20 protein-coding genes and 5 pseudogenes are annotated in these 25,122 nt (G+C 42.3%); 16 read left to right on the top strand and 9 right to left on the bottom strand.

The genetic code is table 11. The annotated features are described in order from the left end of the window. Positions 1-8: 8 nt before the first annotated feature. Entirely contained in the window at positions 9-416 is a 408-nt protein-coding gene (locus MAE_RS15605) for a hypothetical protein (protein WP_002798258.1), read from the top strand. A gap of 311 nt (positions 417-727) precedes the next feature. Further along, complete coding sequence (locus tag MAE_RS15610; RefSeq protein ID WP_012266444.1) at positions 728-1,087, top strand: hypothetical protein; 360 nt, start codon at positions 728-730, stop codon at positions 1,085-1,087. On the opposite strand, the gene nblS is transcribed toward MAE_RS15610, so the two are convergent. The 3 genes from nblS to MAE_RS15625 all read right to left on the bottom strand — a co-directional run bounded on the left by nblS (position 1,068) and on the right by MAE_RS15625 (position 3,782). After that, the gene (nblS, locus tag MAE_RS15615; RefSeq protein ID WP_012266445.1) at positions 1,068-3,065 is read right to left on the bottom strand and encodes a two-component system sensor histidine kinase NblS; all 1,998 of its coding nucleotides are present in this window, start codon (positions 3,063-3,065) and stop codon (positions 1,068-1,070) included. The two genes, MAE_RS15610 and nblS, sit on opposite strands and share 20 nt — an antisense overlap. A gap of 114 nt (positions 3,066-3,179) precedes the next feature. After that, on the bottom strand, positions 3,180-3,527 hold the full coding sequence (locus tag MAE_RS15620; protein ID WP_002798262.1) for a DUF4359 domain-containing protein: 348 nt from the start codon (positions 3,525-3,527) through the stop codon (positions 3,180-3,182). A gap of 75 nt (positions 3,528-3,602) precedes the next feature. Beyond that, a complete protein-coding gene (locus MAE_RS15625) occupies positions 3,603-3,782 on the bottom strand; it encodes a hypothetical protein (RefSeq protein WP_002798263.1) in 180 nt (59 codons plus the stop codon). Positions 3,783-4,067: 285 nt separating this feature from the next. Here MAE_RS15625 and MAE_RS15630 point away from each other — a divergent pair, with 285 nt between their 5' ends. The 3 genes from MAE_RS15630 (at position 4,068) to MAE_RS15640 (ending at position 9,958) form a co-directional block, all read left to right on the top strand. Then, positions 4,068-5,201, top strand: coding sequence for a glycosyltransferase (locus MAE_RS15630; protein ID WP_012266446.1), 1,134 nt, complete (start codon positions 4,068-4,070; stop codon positions 5,199-5,201). A 248-nt stretch (positions 5,202-5,449) separates the two neighbouring features. Next, complete coding sequence (locus MAE_RS15635) at positions 5,450-6,649, top strand: proton extrusion protein PcxA (RefSeq protein ID WP_002762444.1); 1,200 nt, start codon at positions 5,450-5,452, stop codon at positions 6,647-6,649. A gap of 6 nt (positions 6,650-6,655) precedes the next feature. Next, on the top strand, positions 6,656-9,958 hold the full coding sequence (locus tag MAE_RS15640) for an efflux RND transporter permease subunit (protein WP_012266447.1): 3,303 nt from the start codon (positions 6,656-6,658) through the stop codon (positions 9,956-9,958). Positions 9,959-11,157: 1,199 nt separating this feature from the next. Here MAE_RS15640 and MAE_RS32375 read toward each other — a convergent pair. Continuing rightward, positions 11,158-11,391 (bottom strand): hypothetical protein, encoded by a 234-nt coding sequence (locus MAE_RS32375; protein ID WP_162467773.1) that lies wholly within the window; start codon positions 11,389-11,391, stop codon positions 11,158-11,160. A gap of 30 nt (positions 11,392-11,421) precedes the next feature. Here MAE_RS32375 and MAE_RS15650 point away from each other — a divergent pair, with 30 nt between their 5' ends. Further along, positions 11,422-12,987 carry a cation:proton antiporter gene (locus MAE_RS15650; protein WP_012266449.1) on the top strand — a complete coding sequence of 522 codons (1,566 nt, stop codon included), beginning with the start codon at positions 11,422-11,424 and terminating at the stop codon, positions 12,985-12,987. Positions 12,988-13,005: 18 nt separating this feature from the next. Here MAE_RS15650 and MAE_RS15655 read toward each other — a convergent pair whose 3' ends face one another. Further along, positions 13,006-13,755 carry an amino acid ABC transporter ATP-binding protein gene (locus MAE_RS15655; protein WP_002798269.1) on the bottom strand — a complete coding sequence of 250 codons (750 nt, stop codon included), beginning with the start codon at positions 13,753-13,755 and terminating at the stop codon, positions 13,006-13,008. Positions 13,756-13,767: 12 nt separating this feature from the next. After that, complete coding sequence (locus tag MAE_RS15660; RefSeq protein ID WP_012266450.1) at positions 13,768-14,217, bottom strand: DUF29 domain-containing protein; 450 nt, start codon at positions 14,215-14,217, stop codon at positions 13,768-13,770. A 198-nt stretch (positions 14,218-14,415) separates the two neighbouring features. Here MAE_RS15660 and MAE_RS15665 point away from each other — a divergent pair, with 198 nt between their 5' ends. Then, positions 14,416-15,504 carry a type I restriction endonuclease gene (locus MAE_RS15665; RefSeq protein ID WP_012266451.1) on the top strand — a complete coding sequence of 363 codons (1,089 nt, stop codon included), beginning with the start codon at positions 14,416-14,418 and terminating at the stop codon, positions 15,502-15,504. A gap of 334 nt (positions 15,505-15,838) precedes the next feature. On the opposite strand, the gene MAE_RS29930 is transcribed toward MAE_RS15665, so the two are convergent. After that, positions 15,839-17,061 (bottom strand): ISAzo13-like element ISMae28 family transposase gene (locus MAE_RS29930; RefSeq protein ID WP_125730310.1). Its coding sequence is split into 2 segments (ribosomal slippage): positions 15,839-16,581 and positions 16,581-17,061, totalling 1,224 coding nucleotides; the frame shifts between segments, so codons are not numbered across the junction. 339 nt (positions 17,062-17,400) lie between these two features. On the opposite strand from MAE_RS29930, the gene MAE_RS15680 reads away from it, so the two are divergent. The 9 genes and pseudogenes from MAE_RS15680 (at position 17,401) to grrA (ending at position 23,862) form a co-directional block, all read left to right on the top strand. Beyond that, on the top strand, positions 17,401-18,465 hold the full coding sequence (locus tag MAE_RS15680) for a sugar transferase (RefSeq protein WP_041804154.1): 1,065 nt from the start codon (positions 17,401-17,403) through the stop codon (positions 18,463-18,465). 24 nt (positions 18,466-18,489) lie between these two features. Then, complete coding sequence (locus tag MAE_RS15685) at positions 18,490-19,449, top strand: NodZ family protein (protein WP_012266454.1); 960 nt, start codon at positions 18,490-18,492, stop codon at positions 19,447-19,449. Between the two features lie 73 nt (positions 19,450-19,522). Then, positions 19,523-19,933: pseudogene (locus MAE_RS15690) on the top strand (PQQ-dependent sugar dehydrogenase); the annotation flags it as partial. A 141-nt stretch (positions 19,934-20,074) separates the two neighbouring features. Next, positions 20,075-21,247 carry an RNA-guided endonuclease InsQ/TnpB family protein gene (locus MAE_RS15695; RefSeq protein WP_012266456.1) on the top strand — a complete coding sequence of 391 codons (1,173 nt, stop codon included), beginning with the start codon at positions 20,075-20,077 and terminating at the stop codon, positions 21,245-21,247. Positions 21,248-21,330: 83 nt separating this feature from the next. After that, positions 21,331-21,534 (top strand): annotated as a pseudogene (locus MAE_RS34130) (PQQ-dependent sugar dehydrogenase); the annotation flags it as partial. A gap of 191 nt (positions 21,535-21,725) precedes the next feature. Next, positions 21,726-21,996: pseudogene (locus MAE_RS29935) on the top strand (PQQ-dependent sugar dehydrogenase); the annotation flags it as partial. A gap of 195 nt (positions 21,997-22,191) precedes the next feature. Next, positions 22,192-22,485: pseudogene (locus MAE_RS27735) on the top strand (PQQ-dependent sugar dehydrogenase); the annotation flags it as partial. An 88-nt stretch (positions 22,486-22,573) separates the two neighbouring features. After that, positions 22,574-23,473 (top strand): extracellular substrate binding-like orphan protein GrrP, encoded by a 900-nt coding sequence (gene grrP, locus MAE_RS15710; protein ID WP_012266460.1) that lies wholly within the window; start codon positions 22,574-22,576, stop codon positions 23,471-23,473. Positions 23,474-23,487: 14 nt separating this feature from the next. Next, on the top strand, positions 23,488-23,862 hold the full coding sequence (gene grrA, locus MAE_RS15715) for a GrrA/OscA1 family cyclophane-containing rSAM-modified RiPP (protein WP_041804155.1): 375 nt from the start codon (positions 23,488-23,490) through the stop codon (positions 23,860-23,862). 58 nt (positions 23,863-23,920) lie between these two features. On the opposite strand, the pseudogene MAE_RS32385 reads toward grrA, so the two are convergent. Both MAE_RS32385 and MAE_RS15720 read right to left on the bottom strand, forming a co-directional pair. Beyond that, positions 23,921-24,094, bottom strand: a pseudogene (locus MAE_RS32385) (DUF2887 domain-containing protein); the annotation flags it as partial. 30 nt (positions 24,095-24,124) lie between these two features. Next, the gene (locus MAE_RS15720; RefSeq protein WP_012266463.1) at positions 24,125-24,955 is read right to left on the bottom strand and encodes an Rpn family recombination-promoting nuclease/putative transposase; all 831 of its coding nucleotides are present in this window, start codon (positions 24,953-24,955) and stop codon (positions 24,125-24,127) included. Positions 24,956-25,122: the final 167 nt, after the last annotated feature.

Consider the following 25,122-nt stretch of genomic DNA (forward strand, 5'->3'; position numbering starts at 1 on the left):
ATCATTCTATGCGCCGTTTTCTCGGTTTTTTAACCAGTATTTTCCTTGTCTTCCTGACCGCTTGTGGTAGTGTCACTCCCCCGCAAGAATTTGCCCCTGACGGAGAAATCGTCGCCAAAGCCCTTTTATTACAATTTCGTCACACATCCGATCGCCTTAGTCAATCTTTACAGATCGATGATCCGCAGGTAAAAATTGCTAAAATTAATGTCACCAGTCTGGAACCGCTTTATGTGGGCAATTTACCCGTTTATCACTTGCAGGGAGATTACGATCTAACTCTACAATTGCCCCATCAAAAAGATACCAAACAACACAACAATTTTGATCTTTATTTACAAAGACAGATCGAGGGGAAAACTTGGCGTTTACTGGAAGAAGTTGCCTCACAATGGCGCAGCTATTTAGTGAAATAACCGGAAAAAGCCAGGGGATTTTGCTAAGTAGCTGGTTATAATTAAATTGAAGATAGATTTTGGGTTCGATCCCCCCTGCCCCCCTTGATAAGGGGGGTGCCGATAGGCGGGGGGATCTACCCTTGATAAGGGGGGTGCCGATAGGCGGGGGGATCTACCCTTGATAAGGGGGGTGCCGATAGGCGGGGGGATCTACCCTTGATAAGGGGGGTGCCGATAGGCGGGGGGATCTACCCTTGATAAGGGGGGTGCCGATAGGCGGGGGGATCTACCTTAGCAATGACAATCCTCAAAGGGAAAATTTAGCGATTATGATTACCTGTCCTCGTTGTCAGCACAAGGTCGATAGTCAAGCCTTGCAATGTCCCTACTGTTTGAATATTTTCAAGGCCTATGGTCATCCCGGCATGACCCTGCATCAAGCTGTCACCAGCGAGTTTTTGTGTGAGACTTGTCTTTATCATGGCGATGATAGCTGTAATTTTCCCCAACGTCCCTACGCTACCAGTTGCACTTTATACAAAAATAGCCAAATAATAGCCGAAAAAATTCCTCCTCTCCCTCTCCCTAGGATGTTGAAAAATTGGTGTCTCAGGAATAAGGGATTATTGCTATTATTAACCATGATTTTGGGCAGTATTGCCCTGGCTTTTATAAACTCACGTCGTTAATTTTTTTGCTGGCGATCAAGCCTTGATATAAATCTAGATCGAACCAGAAAGTTGTGCCAATTCCCACTTCACTAATCAAATTAATTTGACTATAGTGTTTTTCGATAATATTTTTAACGATCGATAATCCTAATCCCGTCCCTTCTAGGGTATGAACGCGATTTTCTACCCGATAGAAGCGATCGAATATGGCACTTTGATCCTCGGCATCGATGCCAATACCAGTATCGGATACTTCCACGCGAATTTTGGGAGTTTCTTGGGGATTATCTCTGCTTATTTTATAGGCACGAATCACCACTTTACCGCCAGCAGGAGTAAATTTTAGGGAGTTACCGACTAGATTAGTTAATACCTGTAAAAGTAGATCATAATGACCTAAAATTGGTAGTAAATTGGCTTCAATTTCCGAGCTTAATTCTAGTCCTTTATCCCTAGCATTGAGTTGATAAGTTCTTAGGGTTTGTTCGATTAATTGTCCGATATCGATCGCATCTAAGTTATAGTTACGGGAGGATTCTAACCGAGAAAGATCGAGAACATCATTAACCAAACGAGTTAAGCGATCGGTTTCATGATTAGCGGTTTCTAAAAACTCTCTTTTTTCTGTATCGCTGAGATCCTCACCAAATTCTGTCAGGGTTTCAATAAAAGATTTGATGTTAAACAAAGGGGTTCTTAACTCATGGGAAACATTGCTGATAAATTGACTTTTTGCCTCATTTAATTCTGTTTCTCTAGTGATATCCTGTAGCGTCATGGCAATTCCCCGGACATTCTCCCGATGCTGATCGAATACCTGAGTTAACAAAAGGCGAATTGTCCGGGTTTTCGGGTTAGTTAAAGATAATCTAAATTCTGCTGGGGAATAGTTATTATTTTCCTGATCAATAACAGCATTTTTAGGATGATGATTTTGATTAGCCGATTCTTCTGGCTGGAGGGTTTCTCCTGCCGCAATTTGATAGAGAGGTTTAGTTAGTCTAACCGTTAACTCCGAAGGAAAAAGATGTAGAACATTTTGACCGATAATTTCCCGATCTTCCCAGCCAAATATTTCCCGAGCTGCGGGATTAATTAATAATAATTGAAAATTAGTATCTAAGAGAATTGCTCCATCAGCAATAGTGGACATTAACGTATCTAATTTGGCTTTTTCGGCGGTCATTTCTTCGATATTTTGTTCTTCGTATCGTTCTAACTTTTCCGCCATTTCATTAAAACTGAGAATTAATTCCCCTAACTCTCCTCCCAGGGGTAAATCAACGCGCTGCTTAAAATTTCCTGCTGCAATATTTTTGACCCCGACTAATAACTCCTTGATCGGTTTGGTGATAGTTAAAGCATTAAAAACCGCCCCCAGAATCACCATGGCCCAAATCGAGACAAAAACGGCAATAGTCACATCACGGGTTAGATTAGAAGAAGCGACCACAATAGCGTTAGGATTGATCCCGATCGCTAATACTCCCAAATATTTGCCCTCATGATTTAAGGGAACAAAGACATCGGTTACTTCACCGTCGGGGGTTTTATGCTGACGGATGAGGGGAGTTTCCCCATTTTCGCCATAATTTTCCGGTAATTGAATGCGACGCTCAATCGTCAGGGAGTTCTTAACTTCGGCGGTAGAATAGGGAATGCCGAAAAATATTTGACCCTCCTCGTTAGCGTAGATCAAATAACGCACACTGGAGGTACTACTATAAAAACGGGCTGAAAAACGGGCTAAATCGGTTAAATTGTCCTCAGCAATCAGAGGGGAGACATTAGCGGCTAATAACAGCCCTAAATCCCGGCCAAAACGGGTATCATTGAGACGGACATCCTGCTGGATCGTGTTAACCGCCCAAAAGGTTAAACCACTCATCAACAAAGAAACGGCTAAAGTAGCCGCAGCCATTAATTTAGTTTGGAGGGTGAATTCAGACCACCAACGGGCGATCGCTTCTCGGAGAATGGGCAGAAAATTAAACACGGTTAGGCAGCATTAATCGGTGTTCTTGAGGAGTCTATCGCTCAAATCGCGGGTTAACACGATCATCTTAACTCATTATTAAGCTGGTAGCGGTTAAGCTGGCAGTAATCTCATCTAAGTCTCCGAGAAAGTCAAGAAATGCCCAAAAGCGCCAAGAGTTCTAATTTTAGCTACCCCCGGTACCTCTGTGGTGTAAATACTGAACACACCTAAATTTTGCCGTTGACTAGAGGTTTCGATCGCTGGTTTTAAGATTTGATTTTTGATCACATTTCTGGCTGCCACTGGCAAAGAATCGATCGAGCCACAGAGACTGATTTTCTCGCAAGCGATTTTGTCGGCATGAGCGAGGAGTTTTTCCGAGGCGTATTCGCTGTAAAGTTCTTGGGGTGGATTGGTAAATCCCATAATCCCCGCTACCACCCCCAAGGCGATCGCTCCCTTGAAGAAATTACCCCCCATAGCTACTTAGCTCCTTGATTTTGTCTTCTCCACTCTATTTTGACAAGACATTTGCGATCTGGCTAGGGAGCGGCGTTAACTTCTTAAACCAATACCGGGTGCATAGCACTCTAGTACATTTCCCGTCAGACTGCAGCTAATTAACAGATAATCACAGTGAGAACAGGCGGTGCTAACGAGATGGTGTTCTAAAATATGCTGTCTTTCGGCAAAATTTCCACAATTAGGACAGCGCACTTGTTGCAGGGTGATCATAGCAAACCTCATTAATTAGTTATCTTCTGTATATCAAGCTAGTTTTTCTTGATCCCAATCGGTTTAAGTCTATTTTTTCCTTGATCCCCATTATGGAGTCGATCATCTGATCTTGCTAGTAATTTTTACTAAACTTTGCAATTTTTCTGGAAAATTTTAATAATTTCTTTCTGGTGTTTTTTACCTTGATCGGATAGGTATCGGTAATTTTGGGGAAGAGAAAACCAGAAAGTGAACTATTGATCCCTTACTGCTATAATTACGGCTGAGATTATTGATTATCCTATGAAGTACGCTCTGGTTCACGAGTGGTTAACCCCAAAGGCGACGGGGGGATCGGAATTAGTGGTTAAGGAGATTTTACAATGTCTAGAGGCGGATTTATACGCTTTGATCGATTTTGAGTCCACTAATCCCGATAGTTATCTCTATGGTCGCTCGATCGGGACAACTTTTCTGCAAAATTTCCCGAAAGCGAGCAATGGCGTACAAAAATACTTACCTTTTCTTCCCCTAGCGATCGAGCAGTTAAATTTAGAGGATTATGATGTAATTTTATCCTCCTCCCATTGTGTGGCTAAAGGGGTTTTAATACGACCGGATCAGGTTCACATTTGTTATTGTCACACTCCGATGCGTTATGCTTGGGATTTAACTTTTGACTATCTGGCTAATAGTAAGTTAGGACAGGGATTACCCGGTATTTTCACCCGTTATCTTTTGCATGGGTTGCGTCAGTGGGATGTGATTTCTGCTAATCGTGTGGACTATTTTCTGGCTAATTCCCACCACACCGCTAGACGAATTTGGCGCTGTTATCGACGGGAGGCAAAAGTTATTTATCCTCCCGTACAAATCGAGCGTTTTCCCTACCAAGAGAAAAAAGAAGATTTTTATTTAGTAGTTTCTCGTTTGGTTAGTTATAAAAAAGTCCCTTTAATTGTGGAAGCATTTAATCGATTGGGATTACCTTTAATAGTTATTGGAGATGGTCCACAGATGGCTTTAATTCGTCAGTTAGCAAGGGATAATATTCAGATTTTAGGGGCAGTGTCCGATCAAATGGTAGCAGAATATATGTCGAAAGCAAAAGCGTTTATTTATGCTGCTTGTGAGGATTTTGGTATTGCTTTAGTGGAAGCGCAAGCTTGTGGCACTCCCGTGATTGCATTTGCCGCTGGAGGTGCTTTAGAAACCGTGCGGGATCTGCGGGAAAATTCTCTCCAGGGAACAGGATTACTTTTTGGGGAACAAAATCCCCAATCTTTGGTAGAAGCGGTTAAATATTTTGTTGATCACGGTGATAAAATTGCTCCAGAAAATTGTCGGCAACAGGCTAATAAATTTACTCCTGAAATCTTTCAAAGTAACTATAGTTTATTTGTCGAGGAACATTCAATCTCTAAAATTTATTGCTAAGTTTAATTAGAGCAGTTATCTTAAGGGAGAGCTAGAAAGTTTTTGTTTTAGGGAGTCAGTCATTGGTCGTCGATAACAAATTAGGTTACACTTTATCTTGATGAGAAACACTGTATTTCACCAATGGTGGGGGTGCAGCCAATCGGCCCAAAATGTAATATTATGGATATTTCTCTAAAGTTGAGAGCTAGCCAACGCTGATAGCTTACCGTGGTGATTGTGATGAAAGAAAAGCGAGGATTATAGCCGTGCCTTGGAATCGAATTAATAAATGGGTAGAAAAACGCTCTTTAGTGGCCTTAGAATCAGCTTATCAGAGAGCACTGAAAATTAAAGCGATCGAAGATAAACATTTTGGGGGACAAAAAATTTCCCCGGCTGCCCTGGGAGGAAAAAGTGTTTATGATTACTTTCAAAGTACCCTAGAGCGAGAATTATTACAGATACGTTTCGATTTAACTCAAGTGCGTCTGGGTAATTTTATCAATCCGCAAACTAACCCAGAAAATAATAACATCTTAGAGACTTTAAAGGCGATCGAGGATATTATCGGTAAATATCGCCTAGATTTAGGGGAATTGCTGCCCCCATTACCGAATAATCAAACCCCAAATCTGCCTAATACCAATCTCACTGGTGATAACCCCAGGGATAAAGATAACCAGATAATTTCTCCTGCAACCAGTAATAAATTTTTTAACTTCCAGCAAGAATTAACCCCAGAATACGAACAAACCGTTATTAAACAACTCCGTACCCTGCGACAACAGCAACGTATTGCTATTCGTTTTATCCTGATTATTATTTTAGTTCCTCTCTTGGTGCAGGTTATTAGTAGGAACTTTATTTTTAGCCCTGTTTTAAACTATTTTGGTGTGGATAGAGCGAAAATATCAGAAGTTTATATTTCTCAGGAAATTGGCGAAAAATATCTCAGGGAATTTGCTCGACTTCAAGAAATTGAAGAAATCAAGCAGGTTTTAGGAGTAGTAAAAGCAGGGCATGAATCAGAAGAAAATTTTCGGGAACAGGTCGAGGAATTATTCAGAGAAGCGGGTTATGAAAGTCAAGATGGTTGGAAAAACTTACTCTCCGATATCACTGGATTAATAGCCTTTATTGCGATCTTAATTTTTGGTCGTCAACAATTGGCAATTACGCGAGCTTATGTTAGTCGTTATTTTCTCAGCTTAAATGATATAACCAAAGCCTTTATCTTTATTCTCTTTACCGATATATTTGTTGGGTTTCACTCGGCGGAGGGTTGGACGGTAATCTTAGAAACTTTGTTCCGGCACTTTGGTTGGCGCGAGAATATTACATTTATTAGCTTGTTTGTGGCCACGGTTCCCGTTATCCTAGATACCATCTTTAAACTATTAATATTTAATTATCTGACTCGTAAATCTCCCACCGCCGCAACTATCCTAGAAAAAATGAACCAGTAACGCCCTATGATCCTTAGTATTGCCGATACCTTCATTAAAAGACCCGTTCTGACCACGGTTTGCTCGATTTTAATCGTTTTGATCGGAGCGATCGCTGTTCCCTTTTTACCCCTAGAAAAACTGCCCCAGTTGGCATTTATTCAGGTAGCGGTAAATGCCAACTATTTGGGAACCGATGCCAAAACCGTACAGGATAACGTTACCACGGTACTCGATCGCCAGATTAACGGGACAGAACAGATTGTTTATATGCAGTCCCAGAGTACCAACACCGGACAAAGTACGGTGAATGTCTTTTTCCCGGTGGAAATGGATCGTAACATTGCCCAAGTCTTGGTACAAAACCGTGTCAGTACTGCGGCCGCTAGTTTACCTGAAGAAGTGAACCGGCAGGGGGTGACAACCAATACCCAATCCCCCAGCGTTACCCTTGCCTACGGGATTTCCGCCAAACCGGACGAAAAGGGCAATTATCCCTACGATACGGTCTTTTTAAGTAACTTTGTCGATCGGGTCATCGATGCCGAGATTCGCCGGATCGAGGGGGTTGGTAGTACAACAATCATCGGGGAGAGGGAATACGCCCTACGTTTTTGGCTTAATCCCGATGCTTTAGCCGCTAGGGGCGTATCGGCGGAACAAGTAGTACAGGCGATCCGAGAACAGAATATTCAGGTGGGTGCGGGGACAATTGGCGGTGATCCCAGTCCCGAAGAGCAGCAATTCCAGATCGCCATTCGCGCCGTTGGTAGGGTGGCCACCGGGGAGGAAGCGGAAAATATTGTCGTCAAAGTCGGGGAAAATGGCGATTTAATCCGAATTAAAGACGTAGGACGCGCAGAAATCGGAGCCGAAAGCTACAGTACCGCCGCCTATTTCGACAAATCCCCCGCCGTTGTCTATATCGTCTATCAGTTACCCGGTTCCAACGCTTGGAATACTGCCAAACTGGTAAAAGAAAAAATGGCGGAACTAGAACCAAGTTTCCCCCCGGGGTTAAATATCGCCATTACCCTCGATAATACGGCTTTTGTCGCCGCTTCCCTGGAAGAAGCCTTTAGCACTCTGGTTGAGGCGATTTTACTGGTTATTCTCGTCATTTTTATCTTCCTTCAGGATTGGCGCACCACGATCATTCCGGCGATCGCTATTCCCGTATCTTTGATCGGAACCATGGCCGTCGCCCTGGCTTTAGGCTATTCTCTCAATAACCTCTCCTTGTTTGCCGTCATTCTGGCCACCGGTTTAGTGGTGGACGACGGCATCGTGATCGTAGAAGCGGTATCGGAAAAATTACGGCAGGGAATGCGGCCATTTCAAGCTGCCCTCGATGCCATGGGCGAGTTAACCTCGGCGGTGATTGCTAGTTCTCTTGTACTGCTGGCAGTTTTTATTCCCGTCACCTTCTTCCCCGGTACGGTGGGGATCGTTTATCGACAATTTGCCGTCATCATCTCCGCTTCAATTATCATCTCCACCTTTAACGCCCTCAGTTTTTCCCCCACCATGTCGGCGATTATCATGAAAGCGCCCCAACGCACCCGCGGCCCCTTGGGACTGTTTTTCGAGGGCTTTAATCGGGGTTTCAACGCAGTTAAAGAAGGCTATCGACGCTCGATCGAATTTCTGATCCGCATCCGTTTTTTAGTGTTACCCTTCTTTATCGCCGCCCTCTTTCTCACAGCTTGGAGTTATAGCACCACTCCCCAGGGTTTTATCCCCGAAGAAGACCAAGGTTATGCCTTCGTTTTGGTGCAAGCACCCCCCGGGGTTTCCCTGCGCTACACCGACCAGGTTATCCGTCAGATTAACGAAGAAATTCTCGACGGTATCGAAGAAATCGAACACTTTGTCGGTATGGCGGGCTTTAGTTTTGCCGGAAGTGGCAGCAACCAAGGGCTATTTTTTGTCAAGTTAAAAGAATGGTCGGAACGGCCCGGGGAAGATAAGTCGGTTTTCGGGGTTCTGCGGAAAATTAACCAACAATTAGCCACTAAAGTCCCAGATGCTCGCGCTTTCGCCGTTAATGCGCCCCCCGTGGATGGATTAAGTTCTACCGGCGGTTTCGAGTTATTTATCCAAAACCGCGCTTCTTTCCCCATGGACGCTTTGATTGCCAACGCTAATAAAGTCATGGCCGAGGCCCGAACAAGACCGGAATTATCGGGAATTTTCACCCAATTTACCACCGACACGCCGATGCTGGAACTTTCCATCAATCGCAACCAGCTACAGGCGCAAAACGTCGATATGCAGGCCGTTTTCGGTACCCTGCAAACCTATCTCGGTTCCAACTTCGTCAATCAATTCGTCTTAGGCGATCGCTTGTATCGAGTCTTTGCCCAAGCAGAAGCGGATTATCGCTCTAATCCTGAAGATATTAACCGTCTTTACGTCCGTTCCCGTACCGGGGCCAATATTCCCCTATCGGGTTTGGTTAGCGTCAAACGCTTCACCTATCCACCGATTATCACTAACTTTAACCTCTATCCCTCGATTAACGTTCAGGGTAGTCCCGCCCCCGGTTTTAGTACGGGACAGGCGATCGCAGTGATGGAAGATGTTTGTCGGAAAGTCCTGCAGCCCGGTTTCGGTTACGCTTGGACGGGTACAGCTTTCCAAGAAAAAACTTCCGCCGGGGCTGCCCCAGTTATCTTCGGATTAGCCTTTATCGTGGTTTTCCTCGTCCTCGCGGCCCAGTACGAAAGCTACATTGACCCGATTATCATCATGATTACCGTTCCCCTAGCGATCCTAGGTGCCATGGGGGCCTTACTGTTGCGGGCGAATTTCCTACAAGTGGGTAGTCTGTTCCCGGCGGTGAATAATAATATCTATGCTCAGGTGGCTTTGGTCATGTTGATCGGTTTAGCGGCTAAAAATGCCATCTTGATCGTGGAATTCGCTAACCAGTCCCGTACTTTGGGTTTAAGTATTCCCGATGCGGCAGCCCGGGCCTCGACGGAACGCTTAAGACCGATTCTGATGACGGCTATTTCCGGTTTAGTCGGTTTCTTGCCCTTGGTTATCGCTTCCGGCGCCGGAGCGATGAGTCGTTGGTCTCTGGGAACTGCAATCCTAGGCGGTTATCTGATTTCCACGGTGTTGAGTTTATTTCTCGTCCCGGTGTTGTATGTGCTGATCAAACAGTTCGAGGCCCGATTCCTCTCCTCGAAACCCCCGAAAAGTGGCGGTTCTGGCGGCAAAAAAACCCCTTCTCTCGATGGGGAAAGGAATACATCAGAAACCCCCATAGAAGAAGGGGCCATTTCCTCTTTGAAAATCTCTCCTCAGTCCCCGAATGACTAGGGTGTTAGGAGTCAGGAGACAGGAGCCGGTCGTCAGGAGTCAGGAGTCAGTAGTCAGGAGTCAGTAGTCAGTAGTCAGTAGTCAGTAGTCAGGAGATTATGGTTCTTCGGTTTGTGTTATGCAATGGACGGGAGTTATAAGGGATGAAACCCTTATATAGAAAGACATTGCTTCGATTTTTGCCAATTGTTTTCAATCTAGAACGAGCTAATCAATTAAGTCTCTTGCCAGATAAGGATTTAGCCTATTTATGCCCCCTGATCGAACCATACCAAGTAACGAAGAACCGAGATTATTTTTATTTATTCTTCCTACACCCCACACCCTACACCCTACACCCTACACCCCACACCCCACTTCCCCACACCCCACACCCCACACCCCACACCCCACACCCCACACCCCACACCCCACACCCCACACCCCACACCCGTTACAGTAGAGCAGGAAGTCGCCTTCCCACCCCCTGCTTCAAAACCGGACTTACGACTTTCGCCGTATCCGGCTCCTGAGTAACTAGGCTACTGTCATTAGTAGAATAATAATGGGAATTATTATTTCCTTGTCTATTCAACCCTCTTGGCTGTATCCCCACCAGACAAGATTGTTGGTTTTAGGGCGTATATGACCGTTGATTGTTGCTTAGACTTCCTAGTTACCCGTCCTTTGTCAGCATATCTTTGATATTACTCAAAGCCTTGGCTTTTAAGGACATCCTCTCCCTCTATTGACTTGCGGATGGTTTCCTACTGCCCCGAACGGGCAGAGTCAATCAGGGTTACTTCGTTCCCTATAACCATTGGTTGAACCCTTAGGATGATACTGTCCACAACAGAGTAACGGGAATGCCTTACTGATAGTGGTATGAGCTATCAGCCCCAACTCTGTTAACTTTTGTTTCGAGCCTGTCAGCCTTTTGGCTCGTGGGTGTTGACGATGGTTAATTCGTATCTTCGCCCCAGGGCTATCCATAGGTTCTGGCTCAACGGGTTTCTGATTTAGGCTATCAGATACCGCTTTTTTTTCCTCGCTCACTACCTCAGATGTACCAAGTCTAAAGCAGCAGGAAATGCCGTCACTCTAGGCATCTAGAGGACAGGACTAAGGTTATTACTAACCCGCACCTGTAGGGTTATAAAGTTATCAAGGTACTACATTTACCAAGCGGCTAATCCTCTAAACGTCTTACTGTCTAGTTTCTAGCCAACGAATCGCACCACACCCCACACCCTACACCCTACACCCCACACCCCACTTCCCCACACCCCACACCCCACACCCCACACCCCACACCCCACACCCCACACCCCACACCCCACACCCCACACCCCACACCCCACACCCCACACCCCACACCCCACACCCCACACCCCACACCCCACACCCCACACCCCACACCCCACACCCCACACCCCACACCCCACACCCCACACCCCACACCCCATCTCTGATAACTGAAAATAATGAGTCTAGAATCTACTGCTAACGAGGCGATCGCTCATAATTTAGAGCAATTCCTGCTAGTTTTGACCATTTCCTTGAGTGTCGCCACTTTATCGAGAACCGTTGCCTTCCTCCGCAAAATTCCCTACACCCTGCTGTTAGTTATTGTCGGTATGGGTTTAGCTTTTTTAGATTTGCGTCTAGTTAATCTTTCCCCGGAATTAATTCTGGAAATTTTTCTGCCTCCCCTCCTTTTTGAAGCCGCTTGGAATATTCCTTGGGCTAAATTAAAGGAATATTGGGTTACTATCGTCCTTTTTGCCGTTATCGGGGTGATTATCTCCGTTTTGGGAGTCGCCTATCCCCTACATATTTTTGCCAATTTACCCCTATCGATCGCTTTTCTCTTGGGTGCTGCCCTAGCTGCCACCGATCCCGTCTCTGTAATTGCCCTATTTAAAGAATTGGGGGCCAGTAAAAAACTGACGATCCTGATGGAAGGGGAAAGTCTCTTTAATGATGGGGTCGCTGTGGTCGCTTTCGTCCTCTTGGTGGGGATTCCCTTGGGAGTCGATACCTTTTCCGTCCCCGTGACGATCGCTCGTTTCTGCACCTTTGTGGGGATTGGCATCGGTGTGGGTTGCGTGATCGGTTTCGGCATTTCCTACCTTACCCAACGCTTCGATCTGCCTTTTGTGGAACAGTCTCTCACCCTAGTTTCTGCCTATGGAACCTATCTCGTCACGGAAAAATTAGGCGGATCCGGTGTGATTGGGGTGGTAATTGTCGGGATTATTCTCGGTAATCTCGGTTCGCGCATTGGTATGAGTCCCCGCACGCGCCTAGTAGTTAGCGAATTTTGGGAATTTATCGCCTTTTTTGTCAATTCCATCATCTTTTTACTGATCGGTGATCAAACTCGTTTTGAGAGTCTCGGCAGTCACTTAACCGGGATTTTAATAGCGATCGCCGCTATGGTGGTTTCCCGTCTGTTCTCAATTTTTGGACTAGGGGGAATTAGTAACCTAATTACGGGTAATAGGATCAGTTTCAAGGAAAGAACGGTGTTATGGTGGGGAGGATTGCGCGGTTCGGTTTCGATCGCCCTAGCGTTAAGTGTTCCCACGTCTATCCCCTACCGTCAAGAAATTATTGACGTGGTTTTTGGGGTGGTTTTATTTACTTTATTGGTGCAAGGATTATCTATACAATGGCTGTTAAATGCCCTCAATCTTATCGGTGATCAACCGATTCGGAGCGAATATTCGGCCTTAATTGCTCGTCAGATTGCCTTAACTAGGGTGTCTAATTATCTGCAACAACCAGAACGTTTTCCCGATATCGATCCCGAATTTTATCGCGACAAAAAAACTCTGGTGGAAGGACAATTAAAGTCCTTGCGGGATCAGTTGCAAAAATTACTACAGGAACATCCACAATTAAAAGATGTGGTGGCCGAACAATTTCAAGATACTTTACTTGATATCGAAGCTAATACCTACGCAGAATTAATTCGAGCCGGTCGTTTAAATGAAAATCTCGTTCCCCTTTTAGTGGAGGTAGAAGAAGAAAAAGAGATGGTTTAATGATCAAGTCATGGAAAATCAAAGAATTTTTGCTAAAAATTGCTGAGTTCGATCGGATTGGGGATGATTAAAAAATTCTGCTGGGGGGGCAATTTCCAAAATTAAACCCTGATCCATAAATACCACTCGATCGGCCACTTCTCGCGCGAATCCTACCTCGTGGGTGACACAAACCATGGTCATCCCCGATTTGGCTAAACTTTGCATCGTTTCCAAGACTTCTCGCACCATTTCTGGGTCTAAAGCTGAGGTGGGTTCATCGAATAACATCACCTTCGGCTGCATAGCTAAAGCGCGAACGATTGCCACCCGCTGCTGTTGTCCTCCCGATAACTGAGGGGGATATTTAAGTGCTTGTTCGAGAATACCAACTTTTTCGAGGAGTTTTCTCGCTATTTCCTCCGCTTGCGCTTTTTTCCAACCGCGCACCCACATCGGACCAAGGGTGACATTATCTAATACTGTCAGATGGGGAAAGAGGTTAAATTGTTGAAAAACCATGCCAACTTCCTGACGGATTGCCTCGATATTTTTCAGGTTGTGGGACACAGTTATTCCGTCAATAATAATGCGGCCTTTTTGATAGGATTCTAACCCGTTAAAAGTGCGGATAAAGGTGGATTTTCCCGAACCGGACGGCCCCATAATCACGACAACTTCCTGTTTATTAACGGTGAGATTGACTCCCCGCAAAGCATGAAAGCGGTTATCGTACCATTTTTCCACCGCTTCGGCAATTATAATCGGTTCACTGTTGTGAGATTCCATATTTTTGAGAGTTTATTGATTGTCTGTATCGGGAAACCACTGTTTCTCAAGAATTTGTGTCAGAGAGTAGGGGCAAATTATCGGTAAATTTTTTAATCCTGTCTTTTTTTCGGCAATTAAGCGGGCATTTTCATAGATATTGTCTAACTCTAGTTCTAGAAATTTGCTTAAATCGGTGGTGAGCTTATCTTCTAATTGTACTCGAAAAGTGATAATCTCTGCCGCCCAATGATTACTATTTATTTCTCTTTCTGTTGTCCAAAATTGATAGATTAGGAGATGGATTATTATCGATAAAATTAAACTTTTAACAGTAGTTTTTTCGCTTCGTCCCCAAGCTGCCAACTCCTCGATTAAATGTTCGTAATCTACCCGATCAAACTGACGATTTTTTAATAACTCGATCGTCTCGCTTAACCAGCGATCGTACTCCCGTTCATAAAGCTGTTCTAAAGCAAGCATTGTCTTTGATCAAATGGCGACATGATTAAAAATAACCCGTACCTAGGAATGATAGCATAAAAGATACGGTTGATTAGTGTAAATATTTTTGAATTAATGATGATGACAGTCAAAAATGCTTGACCCTTAGGTAAAAAAAAGGTTAAATTATGGTTAGGCTGAGAACATGATCCACACATCCTAGATAATGAGGCTATCATGGAAATCGATAAACTCAAAGAAATTGCCCAAAAAGTTGAAACCTCTCGTTCTCAAATCCAAAACGAACAGGCAACCAAAACAGCTTTTATTATGCCTTTTTTGCAAGCATGGGGTTACGATGTGTTCAATCCCATGGAAGTTCATCCCGAATATAGTGCCGATTTAACTGGATTAAAAGGGGAAAAAGTAGATTATGCTATTTGTTTGGACAATCAACCGATTATTTTGATGGAATGTAAAAGCTGTCATCAAAATCTTGAGCATCCTAAACATAGTTCCCAACTGCATCGATATTTTAATGCAACTGGAGCTAACTTTGGAGTTTTAACTAATGGAATTATCTATCGGTTTTATACGGATATCGTCAAGGATAATATCATGGACAATAAGCCATTTTTTGAGTTTAACATTCTCGACTTTGACGACTCTTCTGTTAACGAATTAAAACGTTTTTCTAAATCTAGCTTTAATTCTGACGAACTAGAAGAGGTTGCTCGCAATTTATTGTACACAAAAGAAGTTAAAAAAGTGATTGCCCAGCAATTAAATGATCCTTCCCCCGAATTTGTTAAGTTTTTTGTTAGTCATGTGTATTCTGGAGTGAGAACTGCATTGGTTGTTGAAAAATTCACAGAAATTATTAAGCATTCTCTCAAAGAGTATATCAATGATATCATCAAAAAAACTGGACAAAATCCTCCTGATACACCAGCAGGAGAAGATCCTCCACCAGAAGAACCAGAGGAACATGGAATTAATCCCGAAAAACTGGAAGTATTTTACATTATTAAATCAATTCTACGGGAAGAAATCAATACCGCACGGATTCAATACAAAGACACTAGAAGTTATTTTGGTATCAACTTAGATGGAAAAGTAACCAAAACAGTCTGTCGTCTGTGGTTCAAAAAAACTGGCAAGAAATCAATCAGTATTCCCGATAACGTCGAAACTGGTAAAGAAGCAAACACAAATATAGACAGTCTTGATGAAATTTATGGATTGGCTGAATTTCTGAAATCTCGTATCCGCTATCTGACTAAAGATAATTATAAAAGGAAGTCAGAACAAACGGAAAGTATCTAAAATAATTAGCCCCTATCTCTTTAATGACCGATAGGGGTTTTCAATGATATAATTTTTAGTAATCGCTGATTATGGTTGTAAAATTTTATCTAGGGATAGAAAGTTACGGTTAGGGACTTCCAGAGAATAAAATACCCAACAAAAAAATAGAAAAGTGTTTTTTTGAAAAAGTAATTATTTTTGTCTAGGAAAACAAAGAGTCTCCCATTACAACCTATTTTTCCGAAAAAATAGGCAGCACAAACTCTTATACTTCCGAGCTTTTTCGAGTATAACAAGGACAAGTTAAAGAATCAAAGACAGTTTTTAGCTAACCATCTTAGTTAACTACAAACTAGGTCTTATCATAATAGATATCAATAAACCATTGTCCCAAATCGGGAAAGTCTTGATTCGTTGATTCTGTGAGACGTTCGATTTTTTCTTCGATTTTTTCCATGGCTTTTTTAGTAAGCTTTACTCCTTTTTCATAAGTTTCAGTAATCAACTTAACAATCGGGTGTTTTCCTTTCCAAGTCATAGTTTGGGCGAATTTCAAAGCCGTTTCGATTTCATCTAAAATACTCCCATTCCAAGGGTTTTCTAACACAGCCCAGGTTCGTTCAATAGGATTATATTTACTATGGTAAGGGGGATAGTAAGCTAAACGTATATTAACTTGATATTTTTGGGAAAACTCAACTATACGTTTCATGAACTGAGTTCGTCTCGAATTATTTTCTGGTCCATTATCTTGATTAATTATCAAAGTTTTAATTTTCTCAAAACGAGATTTTTCCGACTCCCAGAAATCTTCTAATATATCAACAATAAAGTCACTGGTGACTGTGGAGGCAGTGAAATACAAAAACAACTCATCAAATTCTGGAATAAATATTCCGTAAGGGGTTAGGGTTGTTTTCGGATTAAAATCATGATCGTTTGTTTCGACAGTTATTCTATTCTTACCTCCTCGATCAAATAGTCCAATATTAACACGGGCTTTGGCATCCAAACTAAGACGTAACATCGTAGGGTCTTCATCCGCTTCCCGATTAATGTTAGCTAATTCCTCAAAGATTGCCTCGGTTTCTGGAATTTTTTTTGAGGTAAAACTTTAGCGACTCTTTTCAGACGATAACCTAAGTTATTTAATTTAACCCGAATAGTTTCCTCGCTCGGTAAATCCTCATCACTGTACCCATATTTAGAGATTAATTGCTTTCGGACTTCGGCCGCACTCAGTCTCACATAAAGCCTTTGGCTTTTAAAACTTGGGTCAGTTTGGCTTTGAGAATCCACTAAACTTTTGATGTTTTCCAATAGAAAAGGTAAATGTTCTTCTGCTTTTTTCCGCCCCTTAGCTGAATGATTATCAACACAAATAATACCTCTTTTTAGTTCTTTAATTCCTTTACGAATAGTAGTTCGATTCCAGCCTAACTCCTGTGCAGCAAGGGTTTGTCCCCCATAGCCTAATTCTAAGACTGTTTGGGCCATGAATCTTCTTTTAGCTGCACCTTTTAATTGAAGTGCAGTTTCACTGAGCAATTTCTTGAGGGAATCAGTTAATTCCATATACACTTACAAAGAAAAACTTGATTAATAATGTACAGGATTAATTCTACTACAAAATTGGAAGGAGGAGGCAACCATCGACCCCTACCTCCTACACTCCGAGAATGATTATTATTCTTGAGCATGAATAGTTTATTTTTTGGAAGTCCCTTAATAAGTGGTCAGGCAAAGGAGACAGGATATCCGAACATTATAGTAAAAGTTTTCTCTCCAGTTAAGGTCAAAAAATTCTAGCTGGGAGTTATCGAAGTGTAATTAAGCTTGACACAGTCAAATTAAGGTGTTACCATATTGGGCATGATTTGTGCAGATGTTAAAATTTTTGTTGTGCGGTAGTCTATGAATTTAACAAATTTACCAATGTCTCTTGATGAGGTGCCTTTACCTAGTTCTTTGCCGCCAGTTATTTTAATAGTTTTTACTCGTCCCGATCTACTCAAGGAAGTTTTAAAGGGTTTAACCCAACAGACTCTATTTCCTCATCAGATCATTGCCTATGTGGATGGAGCAAGAAATGAACTTGATCTACCCCTGATTGATCAAACAATTGCTTTACTGCAAGAGTTCTCTAGTAAAATTCCAGTAGATATAAGGTTACGGTCACAAAATTTGGGCTGTGATCAAAATGTCATTTTGTCCTTGACAGAAGTCCTATCCACTTATGAATCTGTTGTTTACTTGGAAGATGATAACTTTCCCAATCCATATTTTTATGATAGGATGTGCCGTCTATTAGAGGCATACCGTGAACATAAAAAAATCTTTTCGATTAGCGGATATGCAGCCTTTCCAGAGCAAGCATATCATTTGATCGAAGAGGATTTTGCTCTTTCTCGTAGAGTTTTTTCTTGGGGATTCGGTATCTGGGCCGATCGCTGGAATGATATCGCTCTCATCAATCAGCCAAAACAATATAATCCTTTTGGAAAATTCTATAATATACCCGCCACCGTGCAAACAAAAATGACTATAATAAACCAGTTCTGGCTAGAGAGAAATGAGCAAACTGACTGGGTTATTACTCTTACTCTTGCATCTTTGTATCAAAATCGGGTTCACCTTATTCCCAAAACTTCTTTGATCTATAATATAGGTTTTGGACACCCAGAATCTAAAACCTATAAAGGGAAAGAAGCATCATGGGTAAACTCTGCCTATAGTTCCTCATTCCGCCCCAATAGCTTACCTAGCAGTCTTGAGTTAATTGACCTTTTAAAAAATGAGATTAGTGGCATAGAATTGGCGCATTACCTGTATCGCAAGGGTATTGCTATTAATTTAGAAGCACTATTTTACTACCTAAAAAAATATCGTGACATTCAAAGTCGCCTAGAATTTGTGAAGCTATTTATGGCTCACTCTCCCTTTAGTTTGAAAAGAATTCGCCTTCGCCTAGGTTTATAGTTTAGTAGATACTTAATAGAAAATATGAATAGCTCTAGAAAATTTCTGATTTGTAAAGGTTCCTCTGGCATGGGAAACCGAATTCTGGCCGCCTGTGGTGCAATAATCTATAGTGAAATTAGTAATCGCCAGTTAGTTATTGATTGGCGGGATAATACTTATTGTCATGACGATATCAACTCCTTCCCTCTATTTTTTAACTGTCCAAAGACCGTTTCAGTAGAATCTATACCTGATACCAAGTCTGTCTATCCTGAGATATGGATTGATAAGTTAGATCAATCTTTTGGTGGACTAAGAAAAGATTTAAGGATTTCGGATCAATCTATGTCGGTTGAATTATCTAGAACAAATTATGAGAGTGAGATTCTGGTTTTCTGTGCCTATACTCATAAAATCAACCAGATGAGACAACTTTTTCATGGGAAGTTCGATTACTTGGCAAAAATGGATGATCGTACTATTATCAAACAGGTATTAAACTCTCATCTAAGCCTGAAACCTGAAATTATTCAGTCTATCGAAGATTTCCGATCATCTTACTTTGGAGTGAATACCCTAGGCGTTCATGTCAGATACACAGACATGAAGATTCCTTTAGATAAGCTAATTACTAATACTAAAAAAATCAACAAAAACAATAAATTTAACAGCATTTTCTTGGCTACAGATTCTCAAGAAGTTGTTGAAAAATTTCAAGAGGAGTTCCCAAATATTATCACCACACCAAAATGGTTTCCACCATCGGGAGAAAGAATGCACCAGAACTGGGATCAATGTCCTGATCGCGTTCAAAATGGCATAGAAGCATTAATGGATATGTATTTGTTAGCCAGTTGTAATGATTTGATTTTTTCTTCACAGTCCTCCTTTGGTTTAGTGGCATCAATCCTAAGTAAAGCCAGTAAACAACATCTCCACGATGTGAATTCTTCTTCATTCATTGAAAAAGTAAAAGCGAAAATTAGAGGTATTGCCAAATAGTTTGTACGAGCAATTAACCCGAACCAACCTTAATGATGTCTATGCCATGGCAAACTTGGGGAGTTACCAACTAATGCTTAATTCTCTCAATCGCCTTTTCTCGCCTTTAGTATCTAGCGTTTTACATACCATAATTATCTCCGGTTGTCAAGGTGCAAATGTATTAACTTCGGCGAATAATTCCCAGAGAAATCAATGGCAAAAAGTGACCGTAATCGAGGGTTTAGAGCATCCTTGGTCGATGGTTTGGCTACCTAACGGGGAAATCCTCATCACAGAGCGCCCCGGTCGTTTAAGAGTAGTTAGAGAGGGCAAATTAGACCCAAAAGCCATCGCTGGAGTTCCCGAAGTTTTTGCCGTCGGACAAGGAGGACTGCTCGATGTGGCAATTCATCCCCAATTTGCCCAAAATCGCTGGATTTATCTAACTTATGCCCACGGAGACCAGGAGGCTAATCGTACCCGCGTCGCTCGTGCGGTTTATCTCAAATGTCGGGGTGAAGACCCTCGCACTTAGCGACGGGATGAAACCCCGACCAATATAAAACAGCGAAGCACGACTAAAATCTTGACAATCTATGCTGTACAGGTTAATATAAAATAAGTTGTTTGAGGTCGATAAACAATGATTGTCTTAGAAATGAAAGCCGTGGTCAAACCAAGTCAGTGTTCTGCCATTGATGAAGCTATTCGTACAGTACAATTCATCAGAAACAAAGCATTAAGGCTTTGGATAGATGCCAAGAGGGAAGACAAAATCGATAAATATTCTCTCAATAAATATTGTGCAGTTCTCGCCAAACAGTTCAAGTTTGTCGATACTCTAAATTCTATGGCTAGACAAGCATCGGCCGAACGGGCCTGGTCAGCTATTGCCCGTTTCTATGACAATTGTAAGAAAAAAATAAAAGGTAAAAAAGGCTATCCCAAGTTTCAGAAAAATAATCGTTCTGTGGAATATAAAAACTGTGGGTGGAAACTATCAGAGGATAGAAAGAAAATAACTTTCACAGATAAGAAAAACATTGGGACGGTTAAACTAAAAGGAACTAGAGACCTAAACTTTTATCCTATAGACCAAATTAAACGAGTTAGAATTGTTAAACGAGCGGATGGTTACTATGTCCAATTCTGTCTAAGTGTTGATATTCGGGAATATGCGAAACCCCTAGAACCGACTAAAAGATGTGTGGGATTGGATGTAGGTTTAAAAGTTTTCTACGCTAATAGTGATGGGGAAACGGTAGAAATACCGCAATACTATCGCCAGGCAGAAAAAAGATTAAACCGTCTAAATCGGAAAAAATCTAAAAAGTTTAGAAAAGGTCAACCTCAGTCAAACAACTACCAAAGGGCCAGAAAGAGGTATGCTAGAAAACATTTAAGAGTAAGTAGGCAACGTAGAGGCTTTGTCGAAAAAGAGGCATTGCGCGTCATTAAATCTAACGATTTCATCGCTTACGAAAACTTAAATATTCAAGGCATGGTAAAAAACTCTAGAATAGCTAAATCTATTAATGATGTGGCTTGGTCAACTTTTCGGCAATGGTTAGAATATTTTGGTTTTAAATATGGTAAGGCTACAGTAGCAGTAGCCCTCCATAACACGAGTCAGGATTGTTCTAATTGTGGTCAAAAAGTACCTAAATCTCTATCTACAAGAACCCATATTTGTCCTGAATGTGGCTATGTAGAAGATAGAGATATTAACGCCGCTATCAATATTCTCAAAAAGGGACTAAGTACCGTGGGACACACGGAAACTAATACGCTTGGGGAGAGATTCCCTCTGGTTTGATTGGATACGTCCTGTCAGATTAAGGAAACTCGATGAACCAAGAATCCCTCGCATGAGCGCGACGGGAGTGTCAAGATGGTGCAAGTTTGCGAGATGTGCGGGTTATTTTTGAAGTTTCCCAGGCAAAAACCGACTCTCAACACTTCGGTTCGCGGTTATTATGGCTACCGGATGGCACTTTATTGGTAGCGATTGGGGACGGGGGTAATCCTCCTCTACAATTAGCGGGAGATTTAATTAGAAAACAGTCCCAAAATCTGCAAAGTCATTTAGGTAGACTTTGCTGAATAAAGCTAAAAACCTTGTTGGGTAAGACTTTTAGACCTTTTGGCAATCAAAAAGTACTGGATATGGGAGTGATCGGGGGGAAATTTAGGCACTTTTTCCCTGAAAATTAGGTAATTGGCCACCTGAAAATGAGTAAAACCCTACACCCTACACCCCACACCCCACACCCTGCCCCCAGGAAAAACTTTTTCAGCAGACCCTAGGTAAAATTATCCGCATCAATGACGATGGTTCTCTACCTAAAGATAATCCTTTTGCCGGTTCTAAAATTTGGAGTTATGGTCATCGGAATATTCAAGGAATCAGCTTTGATCCGATGACTAAAAGAGTCTGGGCAACAGAACATGGAGCGCAAGGAGGGGATGAATTAAATTTAATTGAAAAAGGTAAAAATTATGGTTGGCCAGTGGTTTCTGCTATACGGCACTAATACCCCAGTTTCCAGCGAAGAATCTCGGTTCTTCGTTACTTGGTATGGTTCGATAGGGGGTCATAAATCGACTAAATCCTTATCTGGTAAGAGACTTAATTGATTAGTTCGCTCTAGATCAAAAATAATTGACAAAAATCGCTAAATGCCTTTCTATATAAGGGTTCCATCCCTTATAACCCCCGTCCATTGCATAACAATTACCGAAGAGCCAGAATCTCGACCCGGTCTGATTGATCCGAAAACAATTTGGACACCTGCGATCGCTCCTTCGGGATTGGTCTTTTATACCGGTAATCGCTTTCCTAATTGGCAGGGAAATTTATTTGCCGGTGGTTTAGTTTCCAGGGATATTCGCCGTCTGTCAGTGGATAAATCGGGTGAAATTATCAATCAAGAAGCGATTCCCATCGGTCAGAGGGTGCGGGATGTGCGTCAAAGTCCCGACGGATTTTTATACCTGCTCACCGATGAAGGTAACGGTCAATTAATTCGCCTTGAACCGCCATCTAATTTGTAAAAGTTCACAGAAATTATTATGGAAACCTTGAAGATTTTTTAGTGAATTCTAGTATAGTTATGTTTGTACGGGAGCAAGCACTCGATTTATGAAGAAAATTTTACAGTTAGTGGGACTAGGTTGCATATTACCTATGTTCCTCGCTAGTGCAAGTTTAGCGGAAACAGTGGTGGAAAAAGTGGCTCGCACGGGATTTTTGACCGTAGGAACCCGTTTTGATGCGATTCCCTACTCCTACATCGATGATAAGGGGGAATTAGTCGGCTATTCTATGGATGTGTTGGAACGAATTAGAAAACGACTGGAAACTCGTCTCGGTCGTCCCGTCACCCTGCAAATGATTGAAGCTAACCAACCCGGAGAGAAAATTAATCTCATTCGTAGCGGGGAAATCGATATCGCTTGTAGTACGGCTTTTACTTGGGAAAGGGCGAAAGTGGTCGATTTTTCCATCAGTTACAGCATTTCTGGGATTAGGATTTTAGCCAAAAAAGGTAGCAATCTCTCCACTCCTCAATCCCTAATCGGTAAACGCATCGCCTTGGTTCCCACTTCTGCGGCCGTCGATGTGATTAAATTAGTACAACCGCAAGCGACAATTGTTACTACCTACAGCACCGTAGAAGAAGCGATCGAAGCTTTAAAAACCGGTAAAATCGACGCAATAGCGGGGGATAGCATCTCTTTAGCGGGAACAATCCTCAGAGATAACCCTAAAATCTACGAAATCGTCCCCGAAGAAGCTCTAGCTAATTTTGGCATCGCTTGCATGGTTCCCGAAAATAACTCTACTTTTTTGGATGATGTCAACTATGCCATTGTTAAAATGATGCAGGATTACATCACCAATGATACGGCCACCGTTAGTCAAATCGATCGCTGGTTCGGTAGTCAAGGCATGGTTCCCATCCCCCCAGAATTATTAAAGGGGTTTTTTGCCTTCAAAGTTATCGAACACGCCCAAATTAATCCCCAAGAAGCCAAATAGGAGCATAAATTCAGGTGAATATCAGCAATAAAACTGGTTTAGTCGGCTTTCTTCTCGCTTTATCTGCCTTCGGTCTGACTAGCACTGCCCAGGCCGCCTCAGACGAGGCTAATCCCATTGAAGCGCGTTTAAGTCGTCTATCTAGCGCTGTACGCGAACGGGTTAACCAACTGCCGTCCGGTACTGCCGATCCTAGTTTACAAGCTTTAGGCTGGGGAGATGGTGGCAATCGCGGTTGGGGGAATAGTCGTGCTGGCGGTTGGGTAGATGGTCGCGGCGGTAGTTTCGTTAATGCGCGGCCCTGGCGTAATGGTTGGTCTGACGGTGGTGGTTTCTTTAATTCCCGACCGCGCTGGGGTAATGGTGGCGGTTTCTTAAATCGTTGGTAAGTAAGGTTGGGTGAGGGGATAACTTTATCCCCGTCCCAACCCCGGTTTTACGATGAAATCTAGGGTGATTATTTTGAGGCAGAAAGACTCCATCAAGACGAAAAGAAAATTGTTTGACTTCCACTGAGTCAAAGCGGTAGTTATTCGCTTCGCTGATAGGGAGTTGAATTAATTCAAAGAAGATAGAGGGGAAAGATTGAAAGAGTTGATAAAAAATCGTGTCAGTTTTCATGCTTTTATTTTACAAGGCGATCGCATTTTTTTATGTCCCGTTTTGTATAGCTCTAACCTGTTCAACCTCTAACTCTAACGCGGATGCGACTTGCTCAACACTTAACCCTAAGGCTAACAAACGAGGGACCGCCTCTAGTGCTTTGTTTAGTCTGCCTTCCTGACGACCTTCCTGACGACCTTCCTGACGACCTTCCTGACGCGCTTCTTCGCGCACATCTTGAAAATACTGAGTCTGTTTTAATTCATCTAAACTAAACATAGTTTCTATCTCCCGACGATTGAGAAGCGGTAACTTATAAACGAGAATCGTCTCTATTAATTGTAAGAGTTCTTGCGGTTTTTGGTCGGGGGTTAATTCTTGCCGCACTCTTTGGATTAATTTTCGGGTGCTATCAATCGCTTTTGCTTTAGATAGGGTGATTAATTGGACTGTAGCTAAACCAATCGAAGTTTGAGGAATGTTTTCTAATTCATTCAGATAAATCCGTCTCACTCGCTCGGAGTTGAGGAGTTCCCGATAGCGTTGAACTTTATCGGTTTCTACTTGAGGGTTAGGATAGACAATCACACCCCGCCAATCATTGGTTAAGTCAGTTTTACTGAGATATAAGAATATTTCGGTGAAAAAGCGCTGATAAAAAGCCTCATCTTCTTGAAATTGTACCTCACAGAAGTAGATAGGAGTCTGGGGGTGATTATTTTGAGGCAGAAAGACTCCATCGAGACGAAAGGAAAGTTGTTTGACTTCCACTGAGTCAAAGCGGTAGTTATTCGCTTCGGTGATAGGGAGTTGAATTAATTCAAAGAAGATAGAGGGGAATGATTGAAAGAGTTGATAAAAAATCGTGTCAGTTTTCATACTCTTATTTTATAGCAGTACGCACGAAGATTAGGACGTTTTGCTCCCCCCTAACCCCTAAAATAGCTCAATCTTAATCATTACTGATTAATTTAAGATGTTTCCTTGGCGAACCCTTCCAGTCTCTCCCTGATGGGCTTTTTTCCGGATTCATCAATAAAAAACGG

The organism is Microcystis aeruginosa NIES-843 (assembly GCF_000010625.1).
GTDB lineage: Bacteria > Cyanobacteriota > Cyanobacteriia > Cyanobacteriales > Microcystaceae > Microcystis > Microcystis aeruginosa.